Raw genomic sequence first — 23,330 nt, forward strand, 5'->3', positions numbered from 1 at the left:
GTCAGCCTTTCAGGATGCGGCGAGCTTCACCGGCAACGGTCACGGATCCGGTGATCAGAACGGTGGATTCGCCCTTCTCCGCCTTCTCCGTACGGGCGGCCTCCAGAGCCTGAGACACGGCCTCCCCCACGGAATCGGTCGAGTGAACGGCACCTTCCGGGAACCCGAGGTCCACGGCGGCCTGGGCCAGGGCCTCCGGCTGCACGGCCCGCGGTGAATCGGAGGCGGTGAACCACCACTGGGCGTCCACGTGGGAGTACCCGTCCAACAGCGACTTCAGGATCCCGTCCACGTCCTTGTCTCCCAGCACACCCACCACGGCGTAGAGCCGTTCGGGATGGAAACTTTCCACCAGGGCAGCGGTGGAAGCCGCAATCCCGTGCGGGTTGTGCGCGGCGTCGATCACCACGGGCGGGGACGGTTGCATGAGCTCCAACCGGCCCGGCGAGCTCACGGCCCCCAGACCGTCGGCCACGATGTCCCGTGCCAGCGGCTTCTCTCCCCCACCGACGAAGGCTTCGACGGCGGCCACAGCCAGTGCCGCATTCGATGCCTGGTGGGCACCCAGGACCGGCAACAGCAGGTCCTCGTAGGTTCCGGCGAGACCGCGTACGGTGATCTGCTGCCCACCGACCCCGGGGAGGCGGTCTTCGACGCCGAACTCCACACCCTCGAACCGGAAGGGCACGCCCACGTCCTGAGCCTTCTCCAGGAGCACCTGTGCCGCATCGGGGTCCTGGGCTGCGGAGACCAGGAAGCCGTCCGGCTTGATGATGCCCGACTTCTCGTGGGCGATGTCCTCAACGTTGTCGCCCAGTAGGTCGGTGTGGTCCAGGTCGATGGGCGTCACCACGGACACGGCCGCGTCGGCCACGTTCGTCGCGTCCCAGACTCCGCCCAGTCCGACTTCCAGCACCATGACGTCCACCGGGGCGTCCGCGAACACCGCAAACGCCAACACGGTCATGAGCTCGAAGTACGTCAACGACGGGGCCCCCGCCTCGGCCAGACGGGCATCCACGACAGCGACGTACGGCGCGATCTCGTTGAACACCCGGACGAACGTCTCGTCGTCCACGGGTTCACCGTCCACGCAGATGCGCTCGGTGACCCGTTCCAGGTGCGGGGAGGTGTAACGCCCCACGCGCAGGTCCTGCGCGAGCAGCAGCGCTTCAATCATGCGCGCCGTCGAGGTCTTGCCGTTGGTGCCCGTGATGTGGATGACCGGAGCCGAACGGTGCGGGTCGCCCAGCACCTCCACGATCTGCTGCATGGCGTCCAGCCGCGGAGCCATCTTGTTCTCGGGCGCGCGATCCAGGAGGAGCTGGTACACGTCCTCCACGGTCTGCGCGTCGGGCAGGTCCCAGGCATCGGTCATCGCTGCACCTCCACGCTCACTGCGGGTTCGCCGTCGACGGCGGGCTCGAGGACCAGCTCCACGGTCAAGGTCTCGGAGGACACCAGATCCCGGTTGGCTTCGACGGCGGAGAGCACCTCGGCGGTGTCCGTCACCACGGTACGGATCCGGTCCGACACGTGGAGCCCCGCTTCCTTCCGCGCCTGCTGGATGGTGCGGATCAGGTCGCGGGCAATGCCTTCGGCTTCGAGTTCCGGAGTCAGCTCAGTGTCCAGCACCAGGAACCCACCGCCGGGCAGCACGGAGACCGCACCGGATGCCGCGTCGTCGGACACGACCGTTTCCAGTTCGTATTCGTCCTCGACCAGTTCCACACCGCCGGCGGTGACCACGCCGTCGTCGGAAATCTCCCAGTCCCCGGTCTTGGTGGCCTTGATGACCGCCTGGACCCCCTTGCCCAGGCGCGGGCCGGCGGCGCGGGCGTTGACCTTGAGCTGCTGGGAGATGCCGAAGTCCGCGGGGCTGGTGTCCGCGGCGTCCAGGAGGGTCACGGATTTGAGGTTCAGCTCGTCGGCGATGATCTGCTCGAACGTCCCCGCCAGGTCCTTGCCACCGGGCACGGCAACGGTCAGTCCGGCCAGGGGCTGGCGGACGCGCAGCTTGTGGGCCTTGCGCAGTGCCGAGCCGGCCGAGGCCACGGTGCGGGTGGTTTCCATGCGGTCCACCAGCGCCAGGTCCTGCTCCCCGTGCGGGAACAGGTCGGCATCCGGCCAGTCGGTCATGTGTACCGAACGCCCGCCCGTCAGCCCACGCCAGACCTCCTCGGAGATCAGCGGCAGCAGGGAGGCCGACAGGCGCGTGGTGGTTTCCAGGACGGTGTAGAGCACGTCGAAGGCCACGGGATCTTCGTCGAAGAACCGGTCACGCGAGCGGCGCACGTACCAGTTGGTCACCAGTTCCATGTGGTTGCGCAGCGCTTCGGCGGCACCCCAGATGTCGTACTCGTCGAACTTCTCCCCGACCTCGCGGACTGCTGCTCCGGTGCGGGTCAGGACGTAGCGGTCCATGACGTTCTCGGAGTCGTAGCGCTTGGAGGCCTGGTACCCCGAACCGTTGTTCGCGGCATTGGCGTAGAGGCTGAAGAAGTACCACGTGCTCCACAAGGGCAGGAGCATCTGGCGGGTTGCCTCGCGGATCCCCTCCTCCGTGACGATCAGGTTGCCGCCGCGCAGGATCGCGCTGGACATGAGGAACCACCGCATGGCGTCGGCGCCGTCGCGGTCCAGGACCTCGTTGACGTCCGGGTAGTTCCGCAGCGACTTGGACATCTTCTGCCCGTCGGAGCCCAGCACGATGCCGTGGGAGATCACGTTGCGGAAGGCCGGGCGGTCGAACAGCGCGGTGGCCAGGATGTGCAGGGTGTAGAACCACCCGCGGGTCTGGCCGATGTACTCCACGATGAAGTCACCCGGGTTGTGGGTGCTGAACCACTGTTCGTTCTCCATCGGGTAGTGGACCTGGGCGTAGGGCATGGAGCCCGAGTCGAACCACACGTCCAGGACCTCCGGAACACGCCGCATCACGGCACCGGCGGCAGCGGCCTCCGGGTCCGGGTGAGGCCGGGTGAGGTCGTCAATCCACGGGCGGTGCAGGTCCACCTCACCGTGGGCGTTGAGCGGCAGCCGCCCGAAGTCGCGCTCCATCTCCGCCAGGGAGCCGTAGACGTCCCGGCGGGGGAAGCGCGGGTCGTCGGACTCCCACACGGGGATGGGTGAACCCCAGTAGCGGTTACGGGAGATGGACCAGTCGCGCGCGTTCTCCAGCCACCGCCCGAACTGCCCGTGCTTGACGTTGCCGGGGATCCAGGTGATCTCCTCGTTGAGTTCGAGCATGCGGTCCTTGAACCGCGTGACCTCCACGAACCACGAATCCACCGCGCGGTAGATCAGGGGGTTCCGGCAGCGCCAGCAGTGCGGGTAGGAGTGCTGGTAGGAGTCCTGCTTGACCAGCAGGTTCCGTTCCCGCAGGTTGCGGATGATCGTGCGCGAAACGTCCGGGTCGAACACGTTCAGTCCCGCGATGGACGCCAGCGGAGCCTCCGCGGAGACGCCCGTGTCCGCGAGCCACGGCAGGAACTCGCCGGATTCGTTGAGCGAGAGCACCACGGGGATGCCGTACTCGCCCGTGGCCTTCTGGTCGTCCTCACCGTAGGCGGGCGCCTGGTGGACCAGGCCCGTGCCGTCCGTGACGGTCACGTAGTCCGCCACGATGATCTGCCACGAATTCGCGACGTCCTGCCCCGGCGCCAGTTCCACCAGGGTGGACGGCAGCTGGCCCACGTAGTCCCACAGGGGCTCGTACTTCAGGCCCTCGAGCTCAGCGCCCTTGACCCGCTTCACGACGGCGGCACCCGCCGCCTCCGAGTCCTCGTGGCCCAACGCCTTGGTGTGCGCCGGGAGCAGCGCCTCGGCCAGCAGGAACGTGCGCCCCTGGAAGTCACCGGCGCCCGGAACCAGCACGTAGTCGATCTCCGGTCCGACGGCGAGCGCCTGGTTGGTCGGCAGCGTCCAGGGCGTGGTGGTCCAGGCCAGGGCCTCGGCGCCGGAGAGCTCGGCAGCCAGTTCGGCGGTAGCGGCTGCAACGGCGTCGTCGTCGATCTTGCCCGCCGTGGCCAACTCGCCGGTCAAGCGGAAGGCGACGGTGACGGTCTGGTCCGTGCGGTCCTGGTAGACGTCGTCGTCCATGCGCAGCTCGTGGTTGGACAGAGGGGTCTCGTCCTTCCAGCAGTAAGGCAGCACGCGGTAGCCCTTGTAGACCAGGCCCTTCTTGTCCAGTTCGGCGAAGGCGTGGATGACCGATTCCATGTACTCGACGTTGAGCGTCTTGTAGTCGTTCTCGAAATCCACCCAGCGGGCTTGGCGGGTGACGTAATCCTGCCACTCGCCGGCGTACTTCATCACGGATTCGCGGCAGGCGTCGTTGAAGCGATCGATGCCCATGGCCTCGATCTGCTTCTTGTCGTTCATGCCCAGCTGCTTCATGGCCTCCAGCTCGGCCGGCAGACCGTGGGTGTCCCAGCCGAAGCGCCGCTCCACACGGTGGCCCTTCTGGGTCTGGTACCGCGCCACCAGGTCCTTGACGTAGCCGGTGAGCAGGTGGCCGTAGTGGGGCAGGCCGTTGGCAAAGGGAGGGCCGTCGTAGAACACGAACTCGTTGGAGCCGTTCTCCCCGGCCGGGCGCTGGTCGATGCTGGCCTGGAAGGTGTTGTCGTTCTTCCAGTACTCCAGGACGCGCTCCTCGATCTCCGGGAAGCGCGGGGAGGTCGGCACCCCCTGGGCGTCGGGGTTGGTGCTCGCCTTGGGATACAGCGGCTGGTTCACGGGCTGGCCGTCCTTGCTCATGCGTCTGCTGGGGCTGCAAGGACGCCGTCCGCCCGGGTGGGCGGGTGGCGCGGTACCACCTCGCTTGCACTGGCCGTGGGATTTATGACGACGGTCGCCGTCGTCGCTCATCCCTAAGCCGATGCCGCTTGATTGCAGGCTGTCACGGGCCTGACCCGTTCGGTTCTACTGAGGGCCCGCTGGTGCGGACGTCCCTTTCTTCCGAAGGCTCCCCGGTGATGGCCGGATCAACGCCAAGTCGGGTCAAGTGTACGTGGTGAACGGGTGCGATTCACGCTGCGTGGCGATTGACCTGTGGGACCATGGTCGGCAGTCATCATCCGCACGTCCCGTATTTGGAGGCCGCAGCTTCATGGCCCAGCGCATCGTCCGCGTCACCTGTCCCGATCGCCCCGGCCTGGTGGGCACCATCACCACCGCGTTCGCGGACCGAGGTATGAACATCCTCCAGCTGGACCAGTTCACGGACGCGGACGCGCTCCCCCAAACGGGCGCCCCGGTTCACGGCACCTCCGGGGGTTCGTTCTTCTTCCGGTCGGTGGTGGATTCCCCCGCCGACCGGACTCCCGACGACGACGCCGCGGACGCCGAGTTCCACCGCCTCCGTGAGCGTCTGACGAATTCCGTGGATGACTCCATCGTGGAGGTCCAGCCGTATCCGTCCAAGCTGCGCGTGGTGGTCCTGGCGTCCAAGACCGATCACTGCGTGGTCGAGATGATTCGCCGCGCCCAGACCGATCAGCTCTCGGGTGAGGTGGTCAAGGTCGTGGCCAACCATGACGTCCACGGCCCTTTGTGCGACTTCTACGGCATCGAGCACGTGGTGGTGCCCAACGCCGATCTGACCAAGGAAGAGCATGAGGCCGCCGTGCTGGAGGCCATCGGCACGGACGTCGACGTCGTCGTCCTGGCGCGGTACATGCGGATCCTGAGCGATGACTTTCTGCAGAAGGCGCCGTGCCCGATCATCAACATCCACCACTCGTTCCTGCCGTCGTTCATCGGTGCCAATCCGTACCAGCGAGCGCATGACCGCGGCGTGAAGATGATCGGCGCCACCGCCCATTACGTCACGGCGGATCTGGACGAGGGGCCGATCATCGAACAGGACGTGGTCCGAGTGGATCACCGTCACACCAAGGACGAACTGGTCAAGTCCGGCGCCGACGTCGAACGCAACGTGCTCTACCGGGCGGTCAAGGCCCACTGCGAGGGACGGATCTTCCTGGACGGCGACCGCACGGTCGTCTTCGGCTGACCTGCGCCCTCTTTACCCACCGCTGAACCCTCGCGAAACTGCCGCATCAGGTGCTGATGCGGCAGTTTCGCGAGGGTTCAGCGGGATGAGGGGGTCTACTTTCGGATCATCTTGTGGACCGCAGCCTGGGCCACGGGCTTGACCGTGATGGTGTCCAGGTCGATGTGATGCGGCAGGTTCACGGCGAAGGCGCAAACCTCCGCGACGTCCTCTGAGGTCAGTGGCTTCTCCACGCCGGCGTACACCTTGTCCGCGGCCGCCTGATCGCCCAGCCGCATGAGCGAGAACTCCGGGGTGTGGACCAGTCCCGGGGCAACCTCGATCACGCGGATGTTGTTCTCGGCCTCCTCCAGCCGCAGTGCCTGCGTCAGGGCCCGCTGGCCGAACTTGGCGGCGTTGTAGCCGGAACCACCTTCGTAGGCGAACTCCGCAGCCACGGAGGTCAGGTTGAGGACCGTGCCTTCCCTGTTCTCGCGCAGAGCCGGCAGGAACGCCCGGATCAGGCGCATCGTGCCCATGACATTGACGTCATACATGAAGTTCCAGTCGTCGTCCTTGGCATCGCCGACCTTGTCGACGCCGCGGGCTCCGCCTGAAATGTTGATCAACGCGTCGATCGTGCCCTGTTCGTCCAGCACCCGATCACGCAATGCGTTCACCTGATCCTGGTCGGTGATGTCCGTGGCGGCTGGAATCACGCCGGTCTCTCCAGCGAGGTCCTCCAACCGATCCGCTCGCCGCGCGACCGCGTAGACGGTCCACCCGTCCTGTCGCAGCTTCTTCGCCGTCGCTTCGCCGATTCCTGTGGACGCGCCCGTCACGACGGCGACCATCTGGCGTCCGGACTCCGTGGTCTTCTGCTGTGCGGCAGTGTTCTCAGTCATGCCCCCACGCTACCGAGCGCATCCCGCAGCATCCAGGGTGCGTGGCGGTCCGCGGCTACCCATGGCGGAAGGCGCACGATCTCAGAGGTGTTCTTCCAACCACTGCTTGAGCACCTCAGCATGGTTCTGCTGGGTGTCCTTTGCCCCGTAGAGCAGCGTCACCTTGGGGAGCTGCTTGATCTCCTGGACAAAGTCCGCCGCCGCCTGGCTGTCGTCCAGTTCCGCGCGGTATTTGTCGGCGAACTCTTCAAAGGAGCCCCCACCGTGAAACCACTTCCGCAGTTCGTTCGACGGCGCCACGTCCTTCGGGTGCCCGTCCAACGCGGCCTGGTCCTTGGTCACACCGCGAGGCCACAACCGATCGACAAGAAGGCGTTGGCCGTCGTCGTCGGAGGGTTCCTCACGGACTCGCTTGGTCACGATCTCAGTCATCTGCCCACCGTACGCACCCGCACCGGCCCACGTCTTGACTCAGGTCACCCCCCGACGCATGGTCACCGCACCCGGAGTAGCGGGCCAAACATGAAAGACTGGCCCGCATGGCTGAAAACACGCAGGGCACAGACACGCCCACCACCGTGACCGTCCCCGACAAGCCCGCATTGGAGGGCCTCGAAGAGAAGTACTCCCAGCAGTGGCGCGAACAGGGCACCTTCGCCTTCGACGCGAACACCACGCGCGAGCAGGTGTACTCGATCGACACTCCCCCACCCACGGCCTCCGGGTCGCTGCACGTGGGGCACATGTTCTCCTACACGCAGACCGACGTCATCGCCCGCTACCAGCGCATGACCGGCAAGAACGTCTTCTACCCCCTCGGCTGGGACGACAACGGTCTGCCCACCGAACGCCGCGTGCAGAACTACTACGGCGTGCGCTGCGACCCGTCCTACTCCTACGTGAAGGGCTACCGCCCGCCGGAGAAGCCCGCCAAGAACCAGCGCGACTGGGACGTGGTCTCCCGCCGTAACTTCATCGAACTGTGTGAGGAACTGGCGGTCGAGGACGAGAAGGTCTTCGAACACCTCTTCGCCACGCTGGGCCTGTCCGTGGACTGGAACCGCACCTACCGGACCATCGACGACCATTCCCGGAAAGTCTCACAGCTCGGTTTCCTCAAGGACCTCGAGGCCGGCAACGCGTACATGGCCGAAGCCCCCACCATGTGGGACGTCACCTTCCGCACCGCCGTCGCCCAGGCCGAGATCGAGGACAAGGAACGCGAGGGCGCCTACCACCGCGTGTCCTTCCACGCCCCGGACGGCGCCAAGGTCTTCATCGAAACCACCCGCCCCGAACTTCTACCCGCATGCGTTGCGCTCGTGGCTCACCCCGACGACGAGCGCTACCAGCCGTTGTTCGGTACCACCGTGCGTTCTCCGCTGTTCGACGTCGAGGTCGAGGTCAAGGCACACCCGCTGGCCCAGCCGGACAAGGGCTCCGGCATCGCCATGATCTGTACGTTCGGCGATCTCACCGACGTCACCTGGTGGCGCGAGCTGGAACTGCCCACGCGCGCGTTGATCGGCCGCGACGGCCGCTTCGCCTCGGAGACACCGGAATGGATCACCGACGGCGCTCCCGCCGAGCGGTACGCCAACGTGGCGGGCAAGACCGTGTTCTCCGCTCAGCAGGCCGTGGTGGAAATGCTGCGCGAATCCGGCGATCTGGAGGGTGAGCCCAAGAAGATCACCCACCCGGTCAACTTCTACGAAAAGGGCGACAAACCCCTTGAGGTCGTGACCTCCCGCCAGTGGTACATCCGCAACGGTGGCCGGGACGCCGCGCGTCGTGAAGCATTGATCAACCGCGGCCGGGAAATGACCTGGCACCCGGGCTTCATGCGCTCCCGCTACGAAAACTGGATCGAAGGCCTCAACGGCGACTGGCTGATCTCCCGCCAGCGCTATTTCGGCGTGCCGATCCCGGTCTGGTACCCGGTGAACAACGACGGCGACCCGGACTACGAGAACCCCGTCCTCCCGACCGCGGAGCAGCTACCGGTCGACCCTGCCGCTGAGCCGGCCCCAGGATACACAGAGGACCGGCGCGATCAACCCGGTGGGTTCACCGGCGATCCGGACGTGCTGGACACGTGGGCGACGTCGTCGCTGACTCCGCAGATCGCAACCGGCTGGGCCGTGGACGAGGACCTGCACAGGGTCACCTTCCCCATGGACCTGCGCCCGCAGGGACACGACATCATCCGGACCTGGCTGTTCTCCACGGCCGTGCGGTCGGATTCGCTGGAGAACTCCGTGCCGTGGACCAACACCGCGCTCTCCGGATGGATCCTGGACCCGGACCGCAAGAAGATGTCCAAGTCCAAGGGCAACGTGGTGGTCCCCAACGAGGTCCTGGAGAAGTACGGCTCGGATGCTGTGCGCTACTGGGCGGCCTCGGCTCGCCTGGGTGCGGACACCGCCTACGACGAGGGGCAGATGAAGATCGGCCGTCGCCTGGCCATCAAGCTGCTCAACGCCTCCAAGTTCGTGCTCAACCAGGGTGTGACCGCGGATTCCGTGATCGGTGCGGGAGCGGATGCGTCCGTGCTGACCAACGGTCTGGACAGGGCTCTGTTGGCGCGGCTGCGAGAGGTTGTGAACGCGGCCTCCGCTGCATTGGCCGATTACGAGTACGCGAAGGCGCTGCAGCTGACCGAGTCCTTCTTCTGGACCTTCACGGACGACTACGTGGAGCTGGTCAAGGACCGCGCCTACGGTGCGCGCGGTGATGCCGAGCAGGCTTCGGTCCACGCAGCTCTGGCCACCACGCTGGACACCCTGCTGCGCCTGTTCGCTCCGTTCATTCCCTTCGCCACGGAAGAGGTCTGGTCCTGGTGGCGGTCCGGTTCGGTGCACCGCGCGCAGTGGCCGACCGCGGAGTCCTTCGCGGCCGCCGTCGCCGACGCCGATCCGGGCGTGCTGACCACCGTGGGCCAGGCACTGTCCGGGCTGCGGAAGTCCAAGTCCGAGGCGAAGGTCAAGCAGCGCACCGAGGTTCTGGCGGCAACGGTCACCGGTTCTTCCGCACAGGTCGCCCAGTTGCAGGTAGGTCTGGAGGACCTCAAGGCGGCCGGCAACGCCCGAGAAATCACCCTGGCTGAGGGCGTCGTCGACGACGCCTCGCTGCTGGTCACCGACGTCGCGCTCACCGCCCCGGAGGAACCCCCGGCCGACTGAGCCCCCCTCTCACACGCGAGTTCGGGGTTGTTCCGCCTATTCGGTCGAATAGGCGGAACAACCCCGAACTCGCGTGGGTAAGTACTCCCGGGTCAGCTGAAGTCCGGGCCCTTCTCACGGCCGCGCTTGAGCTCGTAGAAGCCCGGGTAGGAGGCCAAGGTCAGGGCGGCGTCCCAGATCCGCCCCGCTTCCTCACCCTTGGGGGCAGGCGTGAACACCGGGCCGAAGAAGCCCACACCGTTGACGGCGATGCACGGCGTGCCGATGTCCTTGCCCGCAACCTTCTGCGCGGCTTCAGTGGAGGCGCGCAGGGCGTTGTCGTACTCAGTCGAATCCTTGGCCTCTGCCAACTCGGCAGGCAGACCGACCTCCGCCAGGGACTCCTCGATGATGGGCAGCAGGCTCTCGTCGCCCTCCATCCCACCGGGGTGGCGGCGCGTGCCCATGGCGTCGTAAAGCTTCTTGCGGTACTCGTCGCCGTGCTTCTGCGCGGCGGCCTCGACCACTCGCACCAGCCACATCGATTCCTCGTGGCCCATGTGGTGGTTGTCCGGGTTGTTCTCGTTCAGGATCCCCAGGGAAATGATCCGCCAGTTGACGTCCACCTCGCGGACCGCCTGGACCTCCCCCATCCAACGGGACGTCATCCACGCCCACGGGCACAGCGGGTCGAACCAGAAATCAACGGTGTCGGTCATGGCGATCTCCTTCAGGCGGCCAGCGCCGCATCGGTCGTGAGCCTGCGCCCACCTCGGGCACATTTTCTGCCCCAACGCTACGACGACGACGCCCCTTCCGCGCCGTCGGGCCCTCAGATCCGGGCGGTGATCTCCCCCAGCGAACGGAGATTCCGGGCCGTTCCGCGGCGACCGTCCGGGAGGGCCAGCCGCGTGATCGGCTCCGCCACGCGGGACTTGGACAACCCGTGCGGCGTCCACAGCCACATGACCTGACCGTCGAACTCGACACGGTCCGGGTCATCGGGCGTCATGAAAGCCCGCGCGCGTGAGGCGAGGTCCTCCGGGATCGCCGTCGGGAAGAAGATGCCGTGCACGAAACGGGGATCCTCGACCTCCGGCCACGGACAGCGCTGCACCGCCGCAGTGAACTCCCGGTTCGGAACCACCACGGTGGGAACTTCGAAACCGAACGCGGCACGCAGGGCACCGGCCAGCTCATTGGTCAAGGCTGCCGGTTCCCGGTTCAGCGGATCAGAAGCCACCAGGTTCCCCGACTGGATGTAGGTGACGCAGTCGGTCAGCCCCGCATCGGTCGCCAGCTCACGCAGCCGCGCCATTGGCACCTTGTGCCGCCCACCCACGTTGATGCCGCGCAGGAGAACGACGACGCGGCCCATCCGAAGTCCTCGGGTGACTCAGGCCGACTTGGATTCGTCGGCCGGTTCCTCGGTGATGACCCGCGGCGTGACACCGTCGGTCACGCACTCGGCATCCACCACGACTTCCACCGCGTCGTCGACCGTGGGGAGGTCGAACATCACGGGAAGCAGGACCTCCTCCATGATGGCTCGCAGACCGCGGGCGCCGGTGCCCCGTTCGATCGCCTTTTCGGCAATGGCCTGCAGCGCCTCGGGCGTGAAGGTCAGGGTGACGCCGTCCAGGTCGAACATCTTCTGGTACTGCTTGGTCAGCGCGTTCTTGGGCTCCACCAGAATGCGCTTGAGGTCCTCGTCAGAGAGTTCTTTCAAGGCGGTAATGATCGGCAGACGACCGATGAACTCCGGGATCAAGCCGAACTTGAGCAGATCTTCCGGCATGACCTTGCCCATAAGTTCGGAGACCGGCCCGTGGGTGATCTGCTCCATGGGCGCACCGAAACCGATGGATGTCTTACCCGCGCGCGACTCCACGATGTCCTCCAGACCGGCGAAGGCACCGGCCACGATGAACAACACGTTGGTGGTGTCGATCTGGATGAACTCCTGCTGCGGATGCTTGCGGCCACCCTGCGGCGGAACGGAGGCAACCGTCCCTTCCAGGATCTTGAGCAGCGCCTGCTGTACGCCCTCTCCGGAGACGTCACGGGTGATCGAAGGGTTCTCGGACTTGCGGGAAATCTTGTCGATCTCGTCGATGTAGATGATCCCGGACTCAGCTCGCTTGACGTCGAAATCAGCGGCCTGGATCAGCTTGAGCAGGATGTTCTCCACGTCCTCGCCCACGTAACCGGCCTCCGTGAGAGAGGTGGCATCGGCGACCGCGAACGGAACGTTCAAACGGCGGGCCAGGGACTGCGCCAGGTAGGTCTTGCCGGAACCCGTGGGGCCGACCAACAGGATGTTGGACTTGGCGATCTCCACGTCCTCTTCGCCGGCGGCCGTGGCCAGCTGCAACGGCTTGCCCGACTGGGAGGCCCGCACCCGCTTGTAGTGGTTGTAGACGGCCACGGACAGCGCGCGCTTGGCGGTTTCCTGCCCGACCACGTACTGCTGGAGGTGCTCGAAGATCTCCCGCGGAGTCGGCAGAGCCGTTTCGTCGGAGCCCTCGACCTCCGTCAGCTCCTCCTCGATGATCTCGTTGCAGAGTTCGATGCACTCATCGCAGATGTAGACGCCGGGCCCGGCAATGAGCTTGCGGACCTGCTTCTGACTCTTCCCGCAGAAAGAGCACTTGAGCAGATCAGCGCTTTCGCCGATGCGGGCCATGTGCACTCCTTAGAGCTCGTGGTCTGGTGCGGTAGGACATTTTGGGCATGGGTCGTCATTGATTGCCCTGGGGAACCCACGATACGCGAGCACACCGACGGCGACCAACGCGACACCACCCACCCCGGCCGGACAGCGCACCGAGAGCACCGCCGTCGTCGTGGACGGGACAAGGTTTGACAGGCAAAAGGCCACCTCCGGACTCCGGAAATGGCCTTTTGCCTGTCAAACCTGGGTGGTGGCCCAGACGATCAGGGGGTGACCGTCTTGGGCTTGACGGCCTTGCGGGACTCGAGCACGTGGTCCACCAGGCCGTAGTCCTTGGCCTCGGTGGCCGTGAGGATCTTGTCGCGTTCGATGTCGCGGTTGATCTCCTCAGAGGTCTTGCCGGTGTGCAAGGCCATGGTGTCCTCGAGCCAGGTGCGCATGCGCACGATCTCGTTGGCCTGGATCTCGATGTCCGAGGCCTGTCCGCCACCCTGCCCCTGCATGGCGGGCTGGTGGATCAGCACGCGCGCGTTCGGCAGGGCCAACCGCTTGCCCGGCGTGCCTGCCGCCAGCAGCACCGACGCCGCGGAAGCAGCCTGGCCCAGGCACACGGTCTGGATCTCCGGGCGGATGAACTGCATCGTGTCGTAGATGGCAGTCATCGCGGTGAAGGAGCCACCGGGCGAGTTGATGTACATGGTGATGTCACGGTCCGAGTCCTGGGCCTCCAGGACCAGCAGCTGGGCCATGATGTCGTCCGCCGAGGCATCGTCCACCTGCACGCCGAGGAACACGATGCGGTCCTCGAACAGCTTGGTGTACGGGTTCTGGCGGCGGTAACCGTAGGGCGTGCGCTCTTCGAAGTCCGGGAGCACGTAGCGGCTGGTGGGCATGGAGCCCGCGGTCGAACCGGGCAGGTACGCGGGAGCACCCGACTGTCCGTGGCCCGTCTGTCCGTAGATGGAGTTCATGAAAGTCATCCTCTTGTTCGTTAGACCTGAAGCGTTACGGGGGCCCTGAGGCTCAGTCCTCTTGGTCCTTCATGGTCCCGCCGCCACCGGAGACACCGGAGGCGTTCTGGGCGATGTGGTCGAAGAAGCCGTACTCCAGGCCGCGTTCCGCGGTGAACCAGTTGTCGCGGTCGTTGTCCTCGAGGATCCTCTCGATCGACTGGCCGGTCTGTTCGGCCGTCAATTCCGCAAGGCGACGCTTCATGTCCATGATCAGCTCGGCCTGAACCCGAACGTCGGAGGCCGTACCGCCCATGCCGCCCGAGGGCTGGTGCATGAGGATGCGGGTGTTCGGGGTGGCGTAGCGCTTGCCGGGGGTTCCGGAGGAGAGCAGGAACTGCCCCATGGAAGCCGCCAGGCCGGTGGCCACGGTGACGACGTCGTTGGGGATCAGCTGCATGGTGTCGTAGATCGCCATGCCGGCGGTCACCGAACCCCCCGGGGAGTTGATGTAGAGGTAGATGTCCGCTTCCGGGTCCTCCGCCGAGAGCAGGAGCATCTGCGAGCAGATCAGGTTGGCGTTGCGGTCCTCCACCTGGGAACCCAACCAGATGATGCGTTCCTTGAGCAGGCGGTTGTAGACGTAGTCGTCCTGCCCGGCGACGGGCTGGCTGTCCATGCGCGGCTGAGACTGCTGCGCAGGGGTGATCGGGGAGGTCATGAGTGCATCCCTCTTTCGCGTGTCTTCAGTTCCCGGTTCTCACCGGGTCACCCGTACCTGACGCGTCTTGAGGCGCCACGTAGCGGGTCCGATCGGTCGCGTTCGAGCCTAATGGACCACGTGCCGCCGTGTTCGGTTGCCGGTGCATTGTTCGCTGGCGGCATGTCTGTCACCCGGGCAGGGCACCCGAAGTCCTTCGTACACGACGACGGCGCCCGCCCCGCATGCTTGATGCGGATCGGGCGCCGTCATGGTGTCTGTGGTGACACCGGGCAGTGAGCCTTCCGGCTCACGCGCGGGTCACTTCTCGGTTGCCTCGGTCTCCTCGACGGCCTCAGCCTCGGTGGCTTCTTCGGCACCGGCGGGGGTCACGAAGGAGGACAGGTCCACGGCGTTGCCGTCGGTGTCCACGACCTCGGCGTACTCCAGGACCTTGGCCAGGGCCTTACGACGGCGGACCTCACCGACCATCATGCCGGCTTGGCCGGAGCCGTCCAGCATCTGGGCGAACTGGTTCGGGTCCATGCCGTACTGCTGGGAGGTGGAGATGATGTAGTCGATCAGCTCGGACTGCTCGACGCCCAGCTCTTCCTTGTCCGCGACGGCGTCCAGGACGATCTCGTTGCGGAAGGCGTTCTTGGCGTTCTCCTCGACCTCGGCGCGGTGCTCCGGGGTGTCGTGGTCGGCATCGGCGTTCGGGTTGTTGAAGTGCTGGTCGATCTGCTCCTGCAGGACGACGTCGGGCACCTCCACGTCCACCAGGCCGACCAGCTGGTCCAGGACCTTGTCGCGGGCCTCGATGCCCTGCTCCACCACCACGGAGTCGGCGGCCTGCTTCTTGAGGTCGGCACGCAGCTCTTCGATGGTGTCGAACTCGGAGGCCAGCTGGGCGAACTCGTCGTCGGCCTCGGGCAGCTCGCGCTCCTTGACGGCGGTGACCTTGACCTTGACGGTGGCTTCCTCGCCGGAGTGCTCGCCGCCGGCCAGCTTGGTCACGAAGGTGGCGTCCTCGTCGGCGGACAGGCCGGTCACGGCCTCGTCCATGCCCTCGAGCATGGTGCCGGAGCCGACTTCGTAGGACAGGTCGTTGGCGGCGTCGACCTCTTCGTCGTCAATGAGCGCCTGGAGGTCGAGGGACACGAAGTCGCCCTCGACTGCCGGGCGGTCCACGGGCTTGAGGGTGCCGAAACGGCCCCGCAGTTCGTCCAGGGCCTCCGTCTCGTCAGCGTCCTCGCCGTTGCGGGCCTCGACCTCGACCTTGAGGCCCTTGTACTCGGGGAGTTCGATCTCCGGGCGCACGGTGACCTCGATGAAGGCCTTGGTGGCTGCCTCGCGGTCCTCGGCGGAGGGCTGCTGGGAGACCTCGAGCTTCGGCTGCGCGATCGGGGTCAGGTCGTGCTCGGCCAGGGCCTGCTGGAAGAAGGTGTCCATGGCCTCGTTCAGGGCGTTCTCGACCACGAAATCGTAGCCCACGCGCTGCTCGATCAGCTTGGCCGGGACCTTGCCGGCGCGGAAACCGGGGACCTGGATCTGGTTGGCCAGGGACTTGAAGGTCCGGTCGACAAACGGCTTGAGGTCCTCGAACGGAATCTCCAGATCGATCTTCGCCTGGGTGGGGCTGACGTTCTCGACGGTGCTCTGCACTGGCGCTGCGCTCCTGATAGGTGGGTGTTGTTGCAGTTCTCAGCCAGCAGCCCTGACAGGGACGACGCGGCGTCGTTCCGTGGGGACCGCGGGCACGGTATGCGACCGACCGGAAAGCTCCGGACGGTCGTACGTCGGGGTGACAGGACTCGAACCTGCGATCTCCTGCTCCCAAAGCAGGCGCGCTAGCCACTGCGCTACACCCCGCGGTGTTGGTCGTTCTCTGTGCGGGTCACCAACCACCGGACGTGGTTGTGCACCGTCAGAGCACGCACGAGCGTCGAGTCTAACGCTTCCCTCCGCATCAGCGCACTTTAGAGGCGCGGGCCGGGCGTGGACGATGCAGGGACGCTGCCTCCGGCAATCCCCGGGACGAACGACGCGGCCGCGCCTTGCGGCACGTTTGGTCCCTGGGCGCTGCCTCAGGTACCGTTACATCGCTCACTGGCGATCGCCTGGTTCTTGGCGACGGACGTCGCAAGAACCGGAATGGGTGGCCGTGCGCGGGGATGTAGCTCAATGGTAGAGCCCCAGTCTTCCAAACTGGCTACGCGGGTTCGATTCCCGTCATCCCCTCCAAACACGCGGAAGGCCCGGTCTGATGACCGGGCCTTTTCGTTTCCCTCGTGGAAGCAGATTTGGTGTTAGTTCATTACCGTCGCTGCAAGGGCTGATCGCCCTCCCCGTTGACAAGGTGGCGAGGGACGGCCACACCATGGCGCAACGGGGCCCGCTATCGTTCGTAGTTTGGTCAGGCTGCTGCCCGCCCCGCTGGCCGCTACCGGGCCCGTGTTTCCGCGCCAGGCGGCAGCCGACACCCGGGCCCATGTCTTCCAAACCCTGGCCTAACCACGTAGCGGCACTGGCCGTAATCCTCACCAACATGACCGTGGCCGAATACCTCACCAACTACGTCTCCGACGCGGCCACACACCTGCGCCGGTGCTACCCGGTTGAGTTCTCCAGAGCCGCCCAAGGCGTACTCCGACGACGCACCGGCGGCTCCGCGGCCCGAGACCAATGGATCGTAGGTCACCTCGGCCTGTACACAGTGCTTGACGCCGCTTATAGCGCCACCGGTATTCGCAGAACACCCAGCCCCGTCACGGACGCCAACCCCGAGTGCCTCAATCTGGGCTAATCCGAGGCCGACTGGGTCCGCACATGCAGGAGGAAGCACTCGACCGGTCGCGTAATCAGCGGGGCAGGTGTCCCCGCATGGGGCGTGGTCCCAACATGGTGCTGTCTTGTGTTGTCCGAGGTGTGCTGCACAGTAGGGCAGATGATAGCACATGTGATTGCTGGCCTCTATTGCGCAGGTGTTGCCCTCCAACTGTTCGGCATGGTTGGGGTGTGGTGGCAACTGCACCGCAGACGTGGCGCAATCCAGGACCGTGACCAATTGCGTCGGCAGATGCAACGGCGTCACCGTGCGGAGATGGCGGAGGAGTTCGAGGCATACCGCTTAGGCCTTGAAGGCACAGAGGACGAGGCACACGCCGAAGCACAGTGGCCGCTTGACCCACGTCGTCAAGCGTTAGTGGCTCGTCACGACGACGAAGCACGGAAGGCCGGTTTGTCCGCCATGACGCTTGGTGAGGTTGACGAATTGTTCACCCGTGGTCCCGATGCTGCCGTGGAATTCCTGGTCACGGAGCAACTGGCGGGATACGCCAGGCAAGCGTTGCCGGTGATGATCGGGACTGTTCTCGGACTGGTAGCCAGTGTTTTGGCCGTCTACGCCCTGCCAGTCGGCTAGTCCAGCACCATATGCCCTTCCGCGATTCCCGGAAAGCGAGATACCGAGTCACGACGACGCCTGACACCCCGGACACCAGAACAGGCTCCGGCCGGCCAACTCCGATTCGCTGATCGGGGTCCCGCAGCGCAGGCAGGCGCGGCCCGTGCGCTTGTAGACGTAGTTCGCGTGCGCCGGCCAAGCGGCGGTTTCCGGCACTCCGGGGCGGTCCTCCGGATCGGTCGTGATGATCCGACCGAGTCGCACCCCGATCTCCATCAGGGACCGGTTCTCCTCCCAGAGCCCACGCAAGACTTTCTCCCCCGCAGCCTTTCCGGGGAGGAACGGATCGACCCCGCGCCGGAACAGGGACTCGGCCCGGAAGATGTTGCCCACCCCGGAGATGACCTGTTGCTCCAAGAGCAGGGCGGCGATCGGACGAGCAGACCGGGAAGCCCGCGCCAGGAACAGGGCCGGGTCGGCGTCGGGGTCCAGCGGGTCGGGTCCCAAGCGCTTCTTGGCCAGTTCGGCCTCGGAGACGGTCTCCACCCGACAGTCCGAGGGTCCGCGGAGATCGGCCCAACCGTGGTTTCCCACCAGACGCGCGCGCACCGCACCGACGGGCGCATCCGGGACCACGCGGCCGTCGTCGTCGTAGGTCTGGCCCCGTGAACCCGACGTGCCGGTCTCCCGTTCACCGATCTTCCGCGGCGCTCCGATGCTGGACGCTGCTGCGAACGTACTGTCCCCGGCGAAACTCCAGGCCCCGTACAGACCCAGATGCGAACGCATGACCAGGCGGTCCGCCGGGTCCGCCGGGGACTCGAAAGTCAGGTGCAGCTGCTTGCCATAGGCACGCGCGGACACCAGTCGCCGCCCGTTCAACAGTGCCGCGCCGCGGGCGAATCGACCCTGCGGGCTGGTGACGGCAAGTTCCTGATCCAGGAAGACGTCCCCGATCTGCCGGGCAAGTCTGTGGATCGAATGACCTTCGGGCAAGCTCAGGCCTCGGCGGTACCGGCAGCGCGCCCTGCGTAGGGGCGGCCGGTCAAGCCGGAGAGGCGACCGGCGACGTCACCGGTGGTCTCGAACTCGGCGATCTGCTGGATCCTTCGCACGTGGCGGTCGTCCCCGGAGAACGGAGTCGACAGGAAGGCCTTGACGATCTCGAGCCCCTCTTCCGGAGTGTGCTGCCGGCCGCCGAGGGCCACCACCTGGGCGTCGTTGTGCTCGCGGGCCAGTTGGGCGGTCGAAAGGTTCCACGCGAGTGCCGCACGGACGCCGGCGACCTTGTTCGCGGCCATCTGCTCACCGTTACCAGATCCACCGAGCACGATTCCCAGGGAGTCCAGCCCCTGGTCCCGATCAGCGATCACGGCCTGGGCGGCGTGAATGCAGAACGCCGGGTAGTCGTCCACGGCGTCGTAAGTCTCCGGGCCGTGGTCGATCATGTCGTATCCCAGGGCGGTCAACTGCTCCACCAGGTACTGGGAGAGTTCCATCCCCGCGTGGTCGGTGGCGATGTGAACGCGCATCCGCAGACTCCTTCGTCGCTACTTCTGTTGGTTGCCAGCCTAATCGAGGGCCTGATCACCACGGGGTGGTCGTGGCATCATGGGTCGATATCCCTGCTCGTCTTCCCCCCGTCAGGAAGTCTCCCCCCGGCTTCCGCGAAAGGACCGCACCACTGTGCCCGGAAAGAACCTCACCCGCGTCGAGGCGGCCGATCGAGCAGCCTTGGTTTCCGTCGATTCCTACGACGTCGTCCTGGACCTCACCACAGGGGATTCAACCTTTCAGACGACGACGACCGTGAAGTTCAAGGCCCGGCCGGGCGAATCGACGTTCATCGACGCCTTCACCGCCGACGTCCGTTCGATCACGCTCAACGGACACGACCTGGACCCCACGGAAGTGGCCGACGGTCAGCGGATCCAGCTCCCCCACCTGGAACAGGACAATGTTCTGGTGGTGGACGCCGACATGTACTACACGAACACCGGTGAGGGCCTGCACCGCTTCGTGGACCCCGTGGACCAGGAGGTTTACCTCTACTCACAGTTCGAGGTGGCCGACACCCGTCGGATGTTCCCGGTCTTCGAACAGCCCGATCTCAAGTCCCGTTTCACGTTCACGGTGACCGCCCCCGAGCACTGGCAGGTGGTCTCCAACCAGCCCACGCCGGAACCCACCCGCGCGGGTGAGGGCAAGGCCACCTGGGCCTTTGGTCCGACGCCGCTGCTGCCCCCGTACATCACGGCCCTGGTGGCCGGGCCGTACGACGTCGTGCGCGACGAGTTGACCTCCTCGGACGGGAGGGTGATTCCGCTGGGGGTCTTCGCCCGGAAGTCGCTCATGGAGCACCTGGATGCCGAGGAGATCTTCGAGATCACCAAGCAAGGCTTCGAGTTCTACGAATCCCAGTTCGCCACGCCGTACCCGTTCGACAAGTACGACCAGCTGTTCGTCCCGCAGTTCAACGCGGGCGCGATGGAGAACGCGGGCTGCGTGACCTTTGTGGAGGCTTACGTCTTCCGGTCCCGGCCCACCCGGGCGCGTGTGGAGCGCCGCGTCATCACGGTTCTGCACGAGTTGGCGCACATGTGGTTCGGCAACCTGGTGACCATGCGGTGGTGGAACGACCTGTGGCTCAACGAGTCCTTCGCGGAGTACGCCTCGACGCTGGCAAGCGCTCAGGCCACCAAGTACGACAACGCCTGGACGACGTTTGCCGCCTCCGAGAAGTCATGGGGGTTCGAACAGGACCAGTTGCCCACCACGCACCCGATCAAAGCCGACATCACGGACCTGGAAGACGTGCTGGTCAATTTCGACGGTATCACCTACGCCAAGGGCGCGTCCGTGCTCAAGCAACTGGTCGCCTGGGTGGGCCAGGATCAGTTCATGGCGGGTCTGCGCACCTACTTCGACAAGCACGGTTGGGCGAACGCTGAACTCAAGGACCTCATGACCGAACTCGAGGCAGCCTCCGGCCGGGACCTCGCGGACTGGACCGAGAGATGGTTGGAGACCGCCGGGGTCAACACGCTCAGCCCCCGTTGCGAGCGCGACGATGACAACCTCATCACCTCGTTCGCCATCGAGCAGACCGCAACCGAGGAGTACCCGATCCTTCGCCCGCACCGTCTTGCCATCGGTTTCTACGACATCGACGAGACCTCCGGTCACCTGGTCCGCAACCACCGCGTGGAGATCGACGTCGACGGTGCCCTCACCGAGGTCCCCGACCTGGTCGGGTTGGAGGCCCCGGATCTGGTCCTGGTCAACGACGACGACCTGGCCTACGCCAAGATCCGTTTGGACGAGTACTCCCAGGACACCGCAACCGAACACCTCAAGGACTTCGAGGAGTCCCTGCCGCGCGCCCTGGTCTGGCAAGCAGCCTGGGACGGTGTGCACGACGCCGTGTCGCCTGCCCGGGACTACGTCCGCACCGTCCTGAACAACATCGGGTTCGAGTCGGACTCGACCACGGTGCAGGTCCAGTTGAGCCAGCTCGACACCGTGCTGGACAACTACGTGGCGCCCGGAGACCGCGACACGATCGCCGTCGACGCTGCCGAGCGTCTGTGGACCCTGGCCACCTCCGCCGAGCCCGGTTCCGACAGCCAACTCCAGTTCGTCCGCGCCTTTGCGCGCCGGGCCCGAACCGCCGAGCAACTGGACCGGGTGGACGGTCTGGACTCCGGCGAGTTGCTCCTCGACGGGCTGGAGATCGACACCGATCTGCGCTGGGCGCTGCTCATCTCGCTGGCGGCCGGTGGGCGCGCCGACGTCGCCGCCGTGGACGCCGCCCTGGAACGGGACAACACCGAGCACGGTGCCATCGCCGCGGCACAAGCACGGGCTGCCATTCCCACGCCCGAGGCCAAGGCCGCGGTGTGGAAGGCCGTGGTCGAGGAAGGCTCCATGCCGAACTCGCAGCAGCAGGCCGCGATCGCCGGTTTCCGCCAGGCCACGGATCCTGCGCTGTTGGCGCCCTACGTGGACAAGTTCTTCGAGGTCGTCACGGACATCTACCGGCAGCGTTCACACGAGATTGCCGAGCAGATCGCCGTCGGGCTGTTCCCGCGCACGCCCGTGCAGGCCACGGTCGACGCCGCTGACGCGTTCCTGGATCAGTTGCCCTCCGACCTCAACGGCCTCCGCCGCTTGATCCTGGAAGGACGGGACCGCGTGGCCCGGGCCGTCGCGGCCCAGGAAGTGGACTCCCGCGCCGCAGCAGCAAGGAGCAACGCGTGACGGACCCGCAGGGCACCCCCGAGAACCCCGAGGCGGCAGCACCGCCCGATGCCCGGATGATCCCGGTCGGTCGACCGCTGTCCGCCATGCGTCGACCCATGCGACAAGTGGGAGACAATCGGGCGGAGGCCACCTCGGGCGGTGAATCGGCGTCGTTCTACGACCAGATCGGTGGTCACGCGACCTTCAAGAAGCTGGTGCACGAGTTCTACAAGGGTGTTGCGGCCGATCCGGAGTTCCGCGCGATGTACCCGGAACAGGACCTGGCACCCGCCGAACGCCGACTCCGGATGTTCCTGGAACAGTACTGGGGCGGGCCGACCACGTATTCCGAGGAACGTGGGCACCCGCGGCTGCGGATGCGCCACATTCCGTTCCGGATCGACTCCCGGGCGCGTGACACGTGGCTCAAGCACATGCGCGCAGCCGTGGACACCCTGGATCTGTCGCCTCTGCACGAGGGGATCCTGTGGGACTACCTGGAACGGGCCGCCCACTCACTCGTCAACGCCGCCGACTGAGCGGCACCGACCGCGCCGTCGAGACCTCCGAAAAGGCCCGCTGCTGTCCTCGAACAGGGCCTTTTCGGAGGTCTCGGCGATTTCAGGTGCGGGTCAGCACGAAGCCGCCGGGGCAGGACAGCCGTGTCCAGGAGCCGTTGACCGCCACGGGGACCTGCGAATCGTCGTCGGAGCGCAGGAAGCCCAGTGACCAGGCCGCGAAGGCGGCGCCGTCGGGAACGGTCGGCGTTTCGCCGGAATCGCCCATGTGCCCCCAGTCCGAGGTGCGGCTCCACACGGCCGAACGCACGCGTTGCACCATCTCCCGACCGGAGTCCGTGGGGACGGTGCGGGCCACCTCCTCCGTGCCCGCCTTGGCGGTCTCCACCAGACGCTGTGCGGGGATCTCCCCCACCGCCTCCCATCCGGACAGCGACGGCGAGATGCCGGCCCACGCGGCCTGTTCGTCGTACGGCGGCAGCCGGAGGGCTGAATCCCCCGCCCCTTGGGATCGCGGCATCCGGTCCAGGACGGGACCCAGGCCCACGACGGCGTCCAAGGTGGAGGGCTCGGCCAGACCGGCCGTGCGCAGCCCCAGCACGATTGGCGTGGAATCCAGCAGACCGGCACGGGAGAGCACGCAGGTCCAGATTCCGAGTGCCCCGCCCACGCCCTGGAACCGTACGGCTCCGTCGGCGTCGACGGCGCGGGCGCGCGTCAGGTACGTCCGGACGTCCTCCAGGGACGAGGTGTCCACGAGTTCGTAGAGGCGAGCCATG

At 66.2% G+C, this 23,330-nt stretch carries 19 protein-coding genes and 2 tRNA genes; 7 read left to right on the forward strand and 14 right to left on the reverse strand.

Going from position 1 to position 23,330, the window contains the following annotated elements; genetic code table 11:
* Position 1: 1 nt before the first annotated feature.
* Both GWK18_RS01130 and ileS read right to left on the reverse strand, forming a co-directional pair.
* Positions 2 to 1,378: a folylpolyglutamate synthase/dihydrofolate synthase family protein gene (locus tag GWK18_RS01130; protein WP_123823835.1), complete on the reverse strand. Its 1,377-nt coding sequence runs from the start codon at positions 1,376 to 1,378 to the stop codon at positions 2 to 4.
* Complete coding sequence (gene ileS / locus GWK18_RS01135; protein ID WP_166832605.1) at positions 1,375 to 4,758, reverse strand: isoleucine--tRNA ligase; 3,384 nt, start codon at positions 4,756 to 4,758, stop codon at positions 1,375 to 1,377. The genes GWK18_RS01130 and ileS overlap by 4 nt, the downstream gene beginning before the upstream one ends.
* Positions 4,759 to 5,110: 352 nt before the next feature.
* Between ileS and purU the strand changes: the two genes are divergently transcribed.
* Positions 5,111 to 6,016 carry a formyltetrahydrofolate deformylase gene (purU, locus tag GWK18_RS01140; protein ID WP_166832607.1) on the forward strand — a complete coding sequence of 302 codons (906 nt, stop codon included), beginning with the start codon at positions 5,111 to 5,113 and terminating at the stop codon, positions 6,014 to 6,016.
* Positions 6,017 to 6,111: 95 nt separating this feature from the next.
* On the opposite strand, the gene GWK18_RS01145 is transcribed toward purU, so the two are convergent.
* Positions 6,112 to 6,900, reverse strand: a complete 789-nt coding sequence (locus GWK18_RS01145; protein WP_166832609.1) for an SDR family oxidoreductase — start codon at positions 6,898 to 6,900, stop codon at positions 6,112 to 6,114.
* An 81-nt stretch (positions 6,901 to 6,981) separates the two neighbouring features.
* On the reverse strand, positions 6,982 to 7,332 hold the full coding sequence (locus GWK18_RS01150) for a DUF488 family protein (protein WP_166832611.1): 351 nt from the start codon (positions 7,330 to 7,332) through the stop codon (positions 6,982 to 6,984).
* Positions 7,333 to 7,439: 107 nt separating this feature from the next.
* On the opposite strand from GWK18_RS01150, the gene valS reads away from it, so the two are divergent.
* Positions 7,440 to 10,082, forward strand: a complete 2,643-nt coding sequence (gene valS / locus GWK18_RS01155; protein ID WP_166832613.1) for a valine--tRNA ligase — start codon at positions 7,440 to 7,442, stop codon at positions 10,080 to 10,082.
* Between the two features lie 92 nt (positions 10,083 to 10,174).
* Here valS and GWK18_RS01160 read toward each other — a convergent pair whose 3' ends face one another.
* From GWK18_RS01160 to GWK18_RS01190, 7 genes are all read right to left on the reverse strand, one after another.
* Positions 10,175 to 10,780 carry a DsbA family protein gene (locus GWK18_RS01160; protein WP_166832615.1) on the reverse strand — a complete coding sequence of 202 codons (606 nt, stop codon included), beginning with the start codon at positions 10,778 to 10,780 and terminating at the stop codon, positions 10,175 to 10,177.
* Positions 10,781 to 10,893: 113 nt separating this feature from the next.
* Positions 10,894 to 11,439: a DUF1697 domain-containing protein gene (locus tag GWK18_RS01165; RefSeq protein WP_166832617.1), complete on the reverse strand. Its 546-nt coding sequence runs from the start codon at positions 11,437 to 11,439 to the stop codon at positions 10,894 to 10,896.
* Between the two features lie 18 nt (positions 11,440 to 11,457).
* Positions 11,458 to 12,747, reverse strand: coding sequence for an ATP-dependent Clp protease ATP-binding subunit ClpX (gene clpX, locus GWK18_RS01170; protein WP_123823800.1), 1,290 nt, complete (start codon positions 12,745 to 12,747; stop codon positions 11,458 to 11,460).
* A 251-nt stretch (positions 12,748 to 12,998) separates the two neighbouring features.
* Positions 12,999 to 13,628, reverse strand: coding sequence for an ATP-dependent Clp protease proteolytic subunit (locus GWK18_RS01175; RefSeq protein WP_123824265.1), 630 nt, complete (start codon positions 13,626 to 13,628; stop codon positions 12,999 to 13,001).
* Positions 13,629 to 13,758: 130 nt separating this feature from the next.
* A complete protein-coding gene (locus GWK18_RS01180) occupies positions 13,759 to 14,364 on the reverse strand; it encodes an ATP-dependent Clp protease proteolytic subunit (RefSeq protein WP_123824263.1) in 606 nt (201 codons plus the stop codon).
* A gap of 342 nt (positions 14,365 to 14,706) precedes the next feature.
* Positions 14,707 to 16,050 carry a trigger factor gene (gene tig / locus GWK18_RS01185; RefSeq protein ID WP_166832619.1) on the reverse strand — a complete coding sequence of 448 codons (1,344 nt, stop codon included), beginning with the start codon at positions 16,048 to 16,050 and terminating at the stop codon, positions 14,707 to 14,709.
* A gap of 134 nt (positions 16,051 to 16,184) precedes the next feature.
* A tRNA-Pro gene (locus GWK18_RS01190) sits at positions 16,185 to 16,257 on the reverse strand.
* Positions 16,258 to 16,555: 298 nt separating this feature from the next.
* Here GWK18_RS01190 and GWK18_RS01195 point away from each other — a divergent pair.
* From GWK18_RS01195 to GWK18_RS01205, 3 genes are all read left to right on the forward strand, one after another.
* Positions 16,556 to 16,629: transfer RNA gene (locus GWK18_RS01195), tRNA-Gly, on the forward strand.
* Positions 16,630 to 16,876: 247 nt separating this feature from the next.
* Positions 16,877 to 17,191, forward strand: a complete 315-nt coding sequence (locus GWK18_RS01200) for a hypothetical protein (protein ID WP_166832621.1) — start codon at positions 16,877 to 16,879, stop codon at positions 17,189 to 17,191.
* A gap of 153 nt (positions 17,192 to 17,344) precedes the next feature.
* Positions 17,345 to 17,809, forward strand: coding sequence for a hypothetical protein (locus tag GWK18_RS01205; protein WP_166832622.1), 465 nt, complete (start codon positions 17,345 to 17,347; stop codon positions 17,807 to 17,809).
* Between the two features lie 48 nt (positions 17,810 to 17,857).
* Here GWK18_RS01205 and GWK18_RS01210 read toward each other — a convergent pair whose 3' ends face one another.
* Together GWK18_RS01210 and GWK18_RS01215 are read right to left on the reverse strand one after the other, a co-directional pair.
* Entirely contained in the window at positions 17,858 to 18,787 is a 930-nt protein-coding gene (locus tag GWK18_RS01210) for a DNA glycosylase (protein ID WP_166832624.1), read from the reverse strand.
* A 2-nt stretch (positions 18,788 to 18,789) separates the two neighbouring features.
* A complete protein-coding gene (locus GWK18_RS01215) occupies positions 18,790 to 19,323 on the reverse strand; it encodes a ribose-5-phosphate isomerase (protein ID WP_166832626.1) in 534 nt (177 codons plus the stop codon).
* 154 nt (positions 19,324 to 19,477) lie between these two features.
* Here GWK18_RS01215 and pepN point away from each other — a divergent pair, with 154 nt between their 5' ends.
* A complete protein-coding gene (gene pepN / locus GWK18_RS01220; protein WP_166832628.1) occupies positions 19,478 to 22,051 on the forward strand; it encodes an aminopeptidase N in 2,574 nt (857 codons plus the stop codon).
* Positions 22,052 to 22,149: 98 nt separating this feature from the next.
* Complete coding sequence (locus tag GWK18_RS01225) at positions 22,150 to 22,572, forward strand: globin (RefSeq protein WP_166832685.1); 423 nt, start codon at positions 22,150 to 22,152, stop codon at positions 22,570 to 22,572.
* Between the two features lie 82 nt (positions 22,573 to 22,654).
* Here the strand turns inward: GWK18_RS01225 and GWK18_RS01230 are convergent, their stop codons facing one another.
* The gene (locus GWK18_RS01230) at positions 22,655 to 23,329 is read right to left on the reverse strand and encodes a hypothetical protein (protein ID WP_123823783.1); all 675 of its coding nucleotides are present in this window, start codon (positions 23,327 to 23,329) and stop codon (positions 22,655 to 22,657) included.
* Between the last annotated feature and the right edge of the window lies 1 nt (position 23,330).

The sequence above is a fragment of the Kocuria sp. JC486 genome (assembly GCF_011602805.1).
In the GTDB taxonomy this organism is placed as follows: domain Bacteria; phylum Actinomycetota; class Actinomycetes; order Actinomycetales; family Micrococcaceae; genus Kocuria; species Kocuria soli.

Coding starts and splice junctions, on each gene's coding strand:
- GWK18_RS01130 (WP_123823835.1), bottom strand. CDS start 1,378: ATGACCGATGCCTGGGACCTGCCCGACGCGCAGACCGTGGAGGACGTG.
- ileS (WP_166832605.1), bottom strand. CDS start 4,758: ATGAGCAAGGACGGCCAGCCCGTGAACCAGCCGCTGTATCCCAAGGCG.
- purU (WP_166832607.1), top strand. CDS start 5,111: ATGGCCCAGCGCATCGTCCGCGTCACCTGTCCCGATCGCCCCGGCCTG.
- GWK18_RS01145 (WP_166832609.1), bottom strand. CDS start 6,900: ATGACTGAGAACACTGCCGCACAGCAGAAGACCACGGAGTCCGGACGC.
- GWK18_RS01150 (WP_166832611.1), bottom strand. CDS start 7,332: ATGACTGAGATCGTGACCAAGCGAGTCCGTGAGGAACCCTCCGACGAC.
- valS (WP_166832613.1), top strand. CDS start 7,440: ATGGCTGAAAACACGCAGGGCACAGACACGCCCACCACCGTGACCGTC.
- GWK18_RS01160 (WP_166832615.1), bottom strand. CDS start 10,780: ATGACCGACACCGTTGATTTCTGGTTCGACCCGCTGTGCCCGTGGGCG.
- GWK18_RS01165 (WP_166832617.1), bottom strand. CDS start 11,439: ATGGGCCGCGTCGTCGTTCTCCTGCGCGGCATCAACGTGGGTGGGCGG.
- clpX (WP_123823800.1), bottom strand. CDS start 12,747: ATGGCCCGCATCGGCGAAAGCGCTGATCTGCTCAAGTGCTCTTTCTGC.
- GWK18_RS01175 (WP_123824265.1), bottom strand. CDS start 13,628: ATGCCCACCAGCCGCTACGTGCTCCCGGACTTCGAAGAGCGCACGCCC.
- GWK18_RS01180 (WP_123824263.1), bottom strand. CDS start 14,364: ATGGACAGCCAGCCCGTCGCCGGGCAGGACGACTACGTCTACAACCGC.
- GWK18_RS01200 (WP_166832621.1), top strand. CDS start 16,877: ATGTCTTCCAAACCCTGGCCTAACCACGTAGCGGCACTGGCCGTAATC.
- GWK18_RS01215 (WP_166832626.1), bottom strand. CDS start 19,323: ATGCGCGTTCACATCGCCACCGACCACGCGGGGATGGAACTCTCCCAG.
- GWK18_RS01225 (WP_166832685.1), top strand. CDS start 22,150: ATGCGACAAGTGGGAGACAATCGGGCGGAGGCCACCTCGGGCGGTGAA.
- GWK18_RS01230 (WP_123823783.1), bottom strand. CDS start 23,329: ATGGCTCGCCTCTACGAACTCGTGGACACCTCGTCCCTGGAGGACGTC.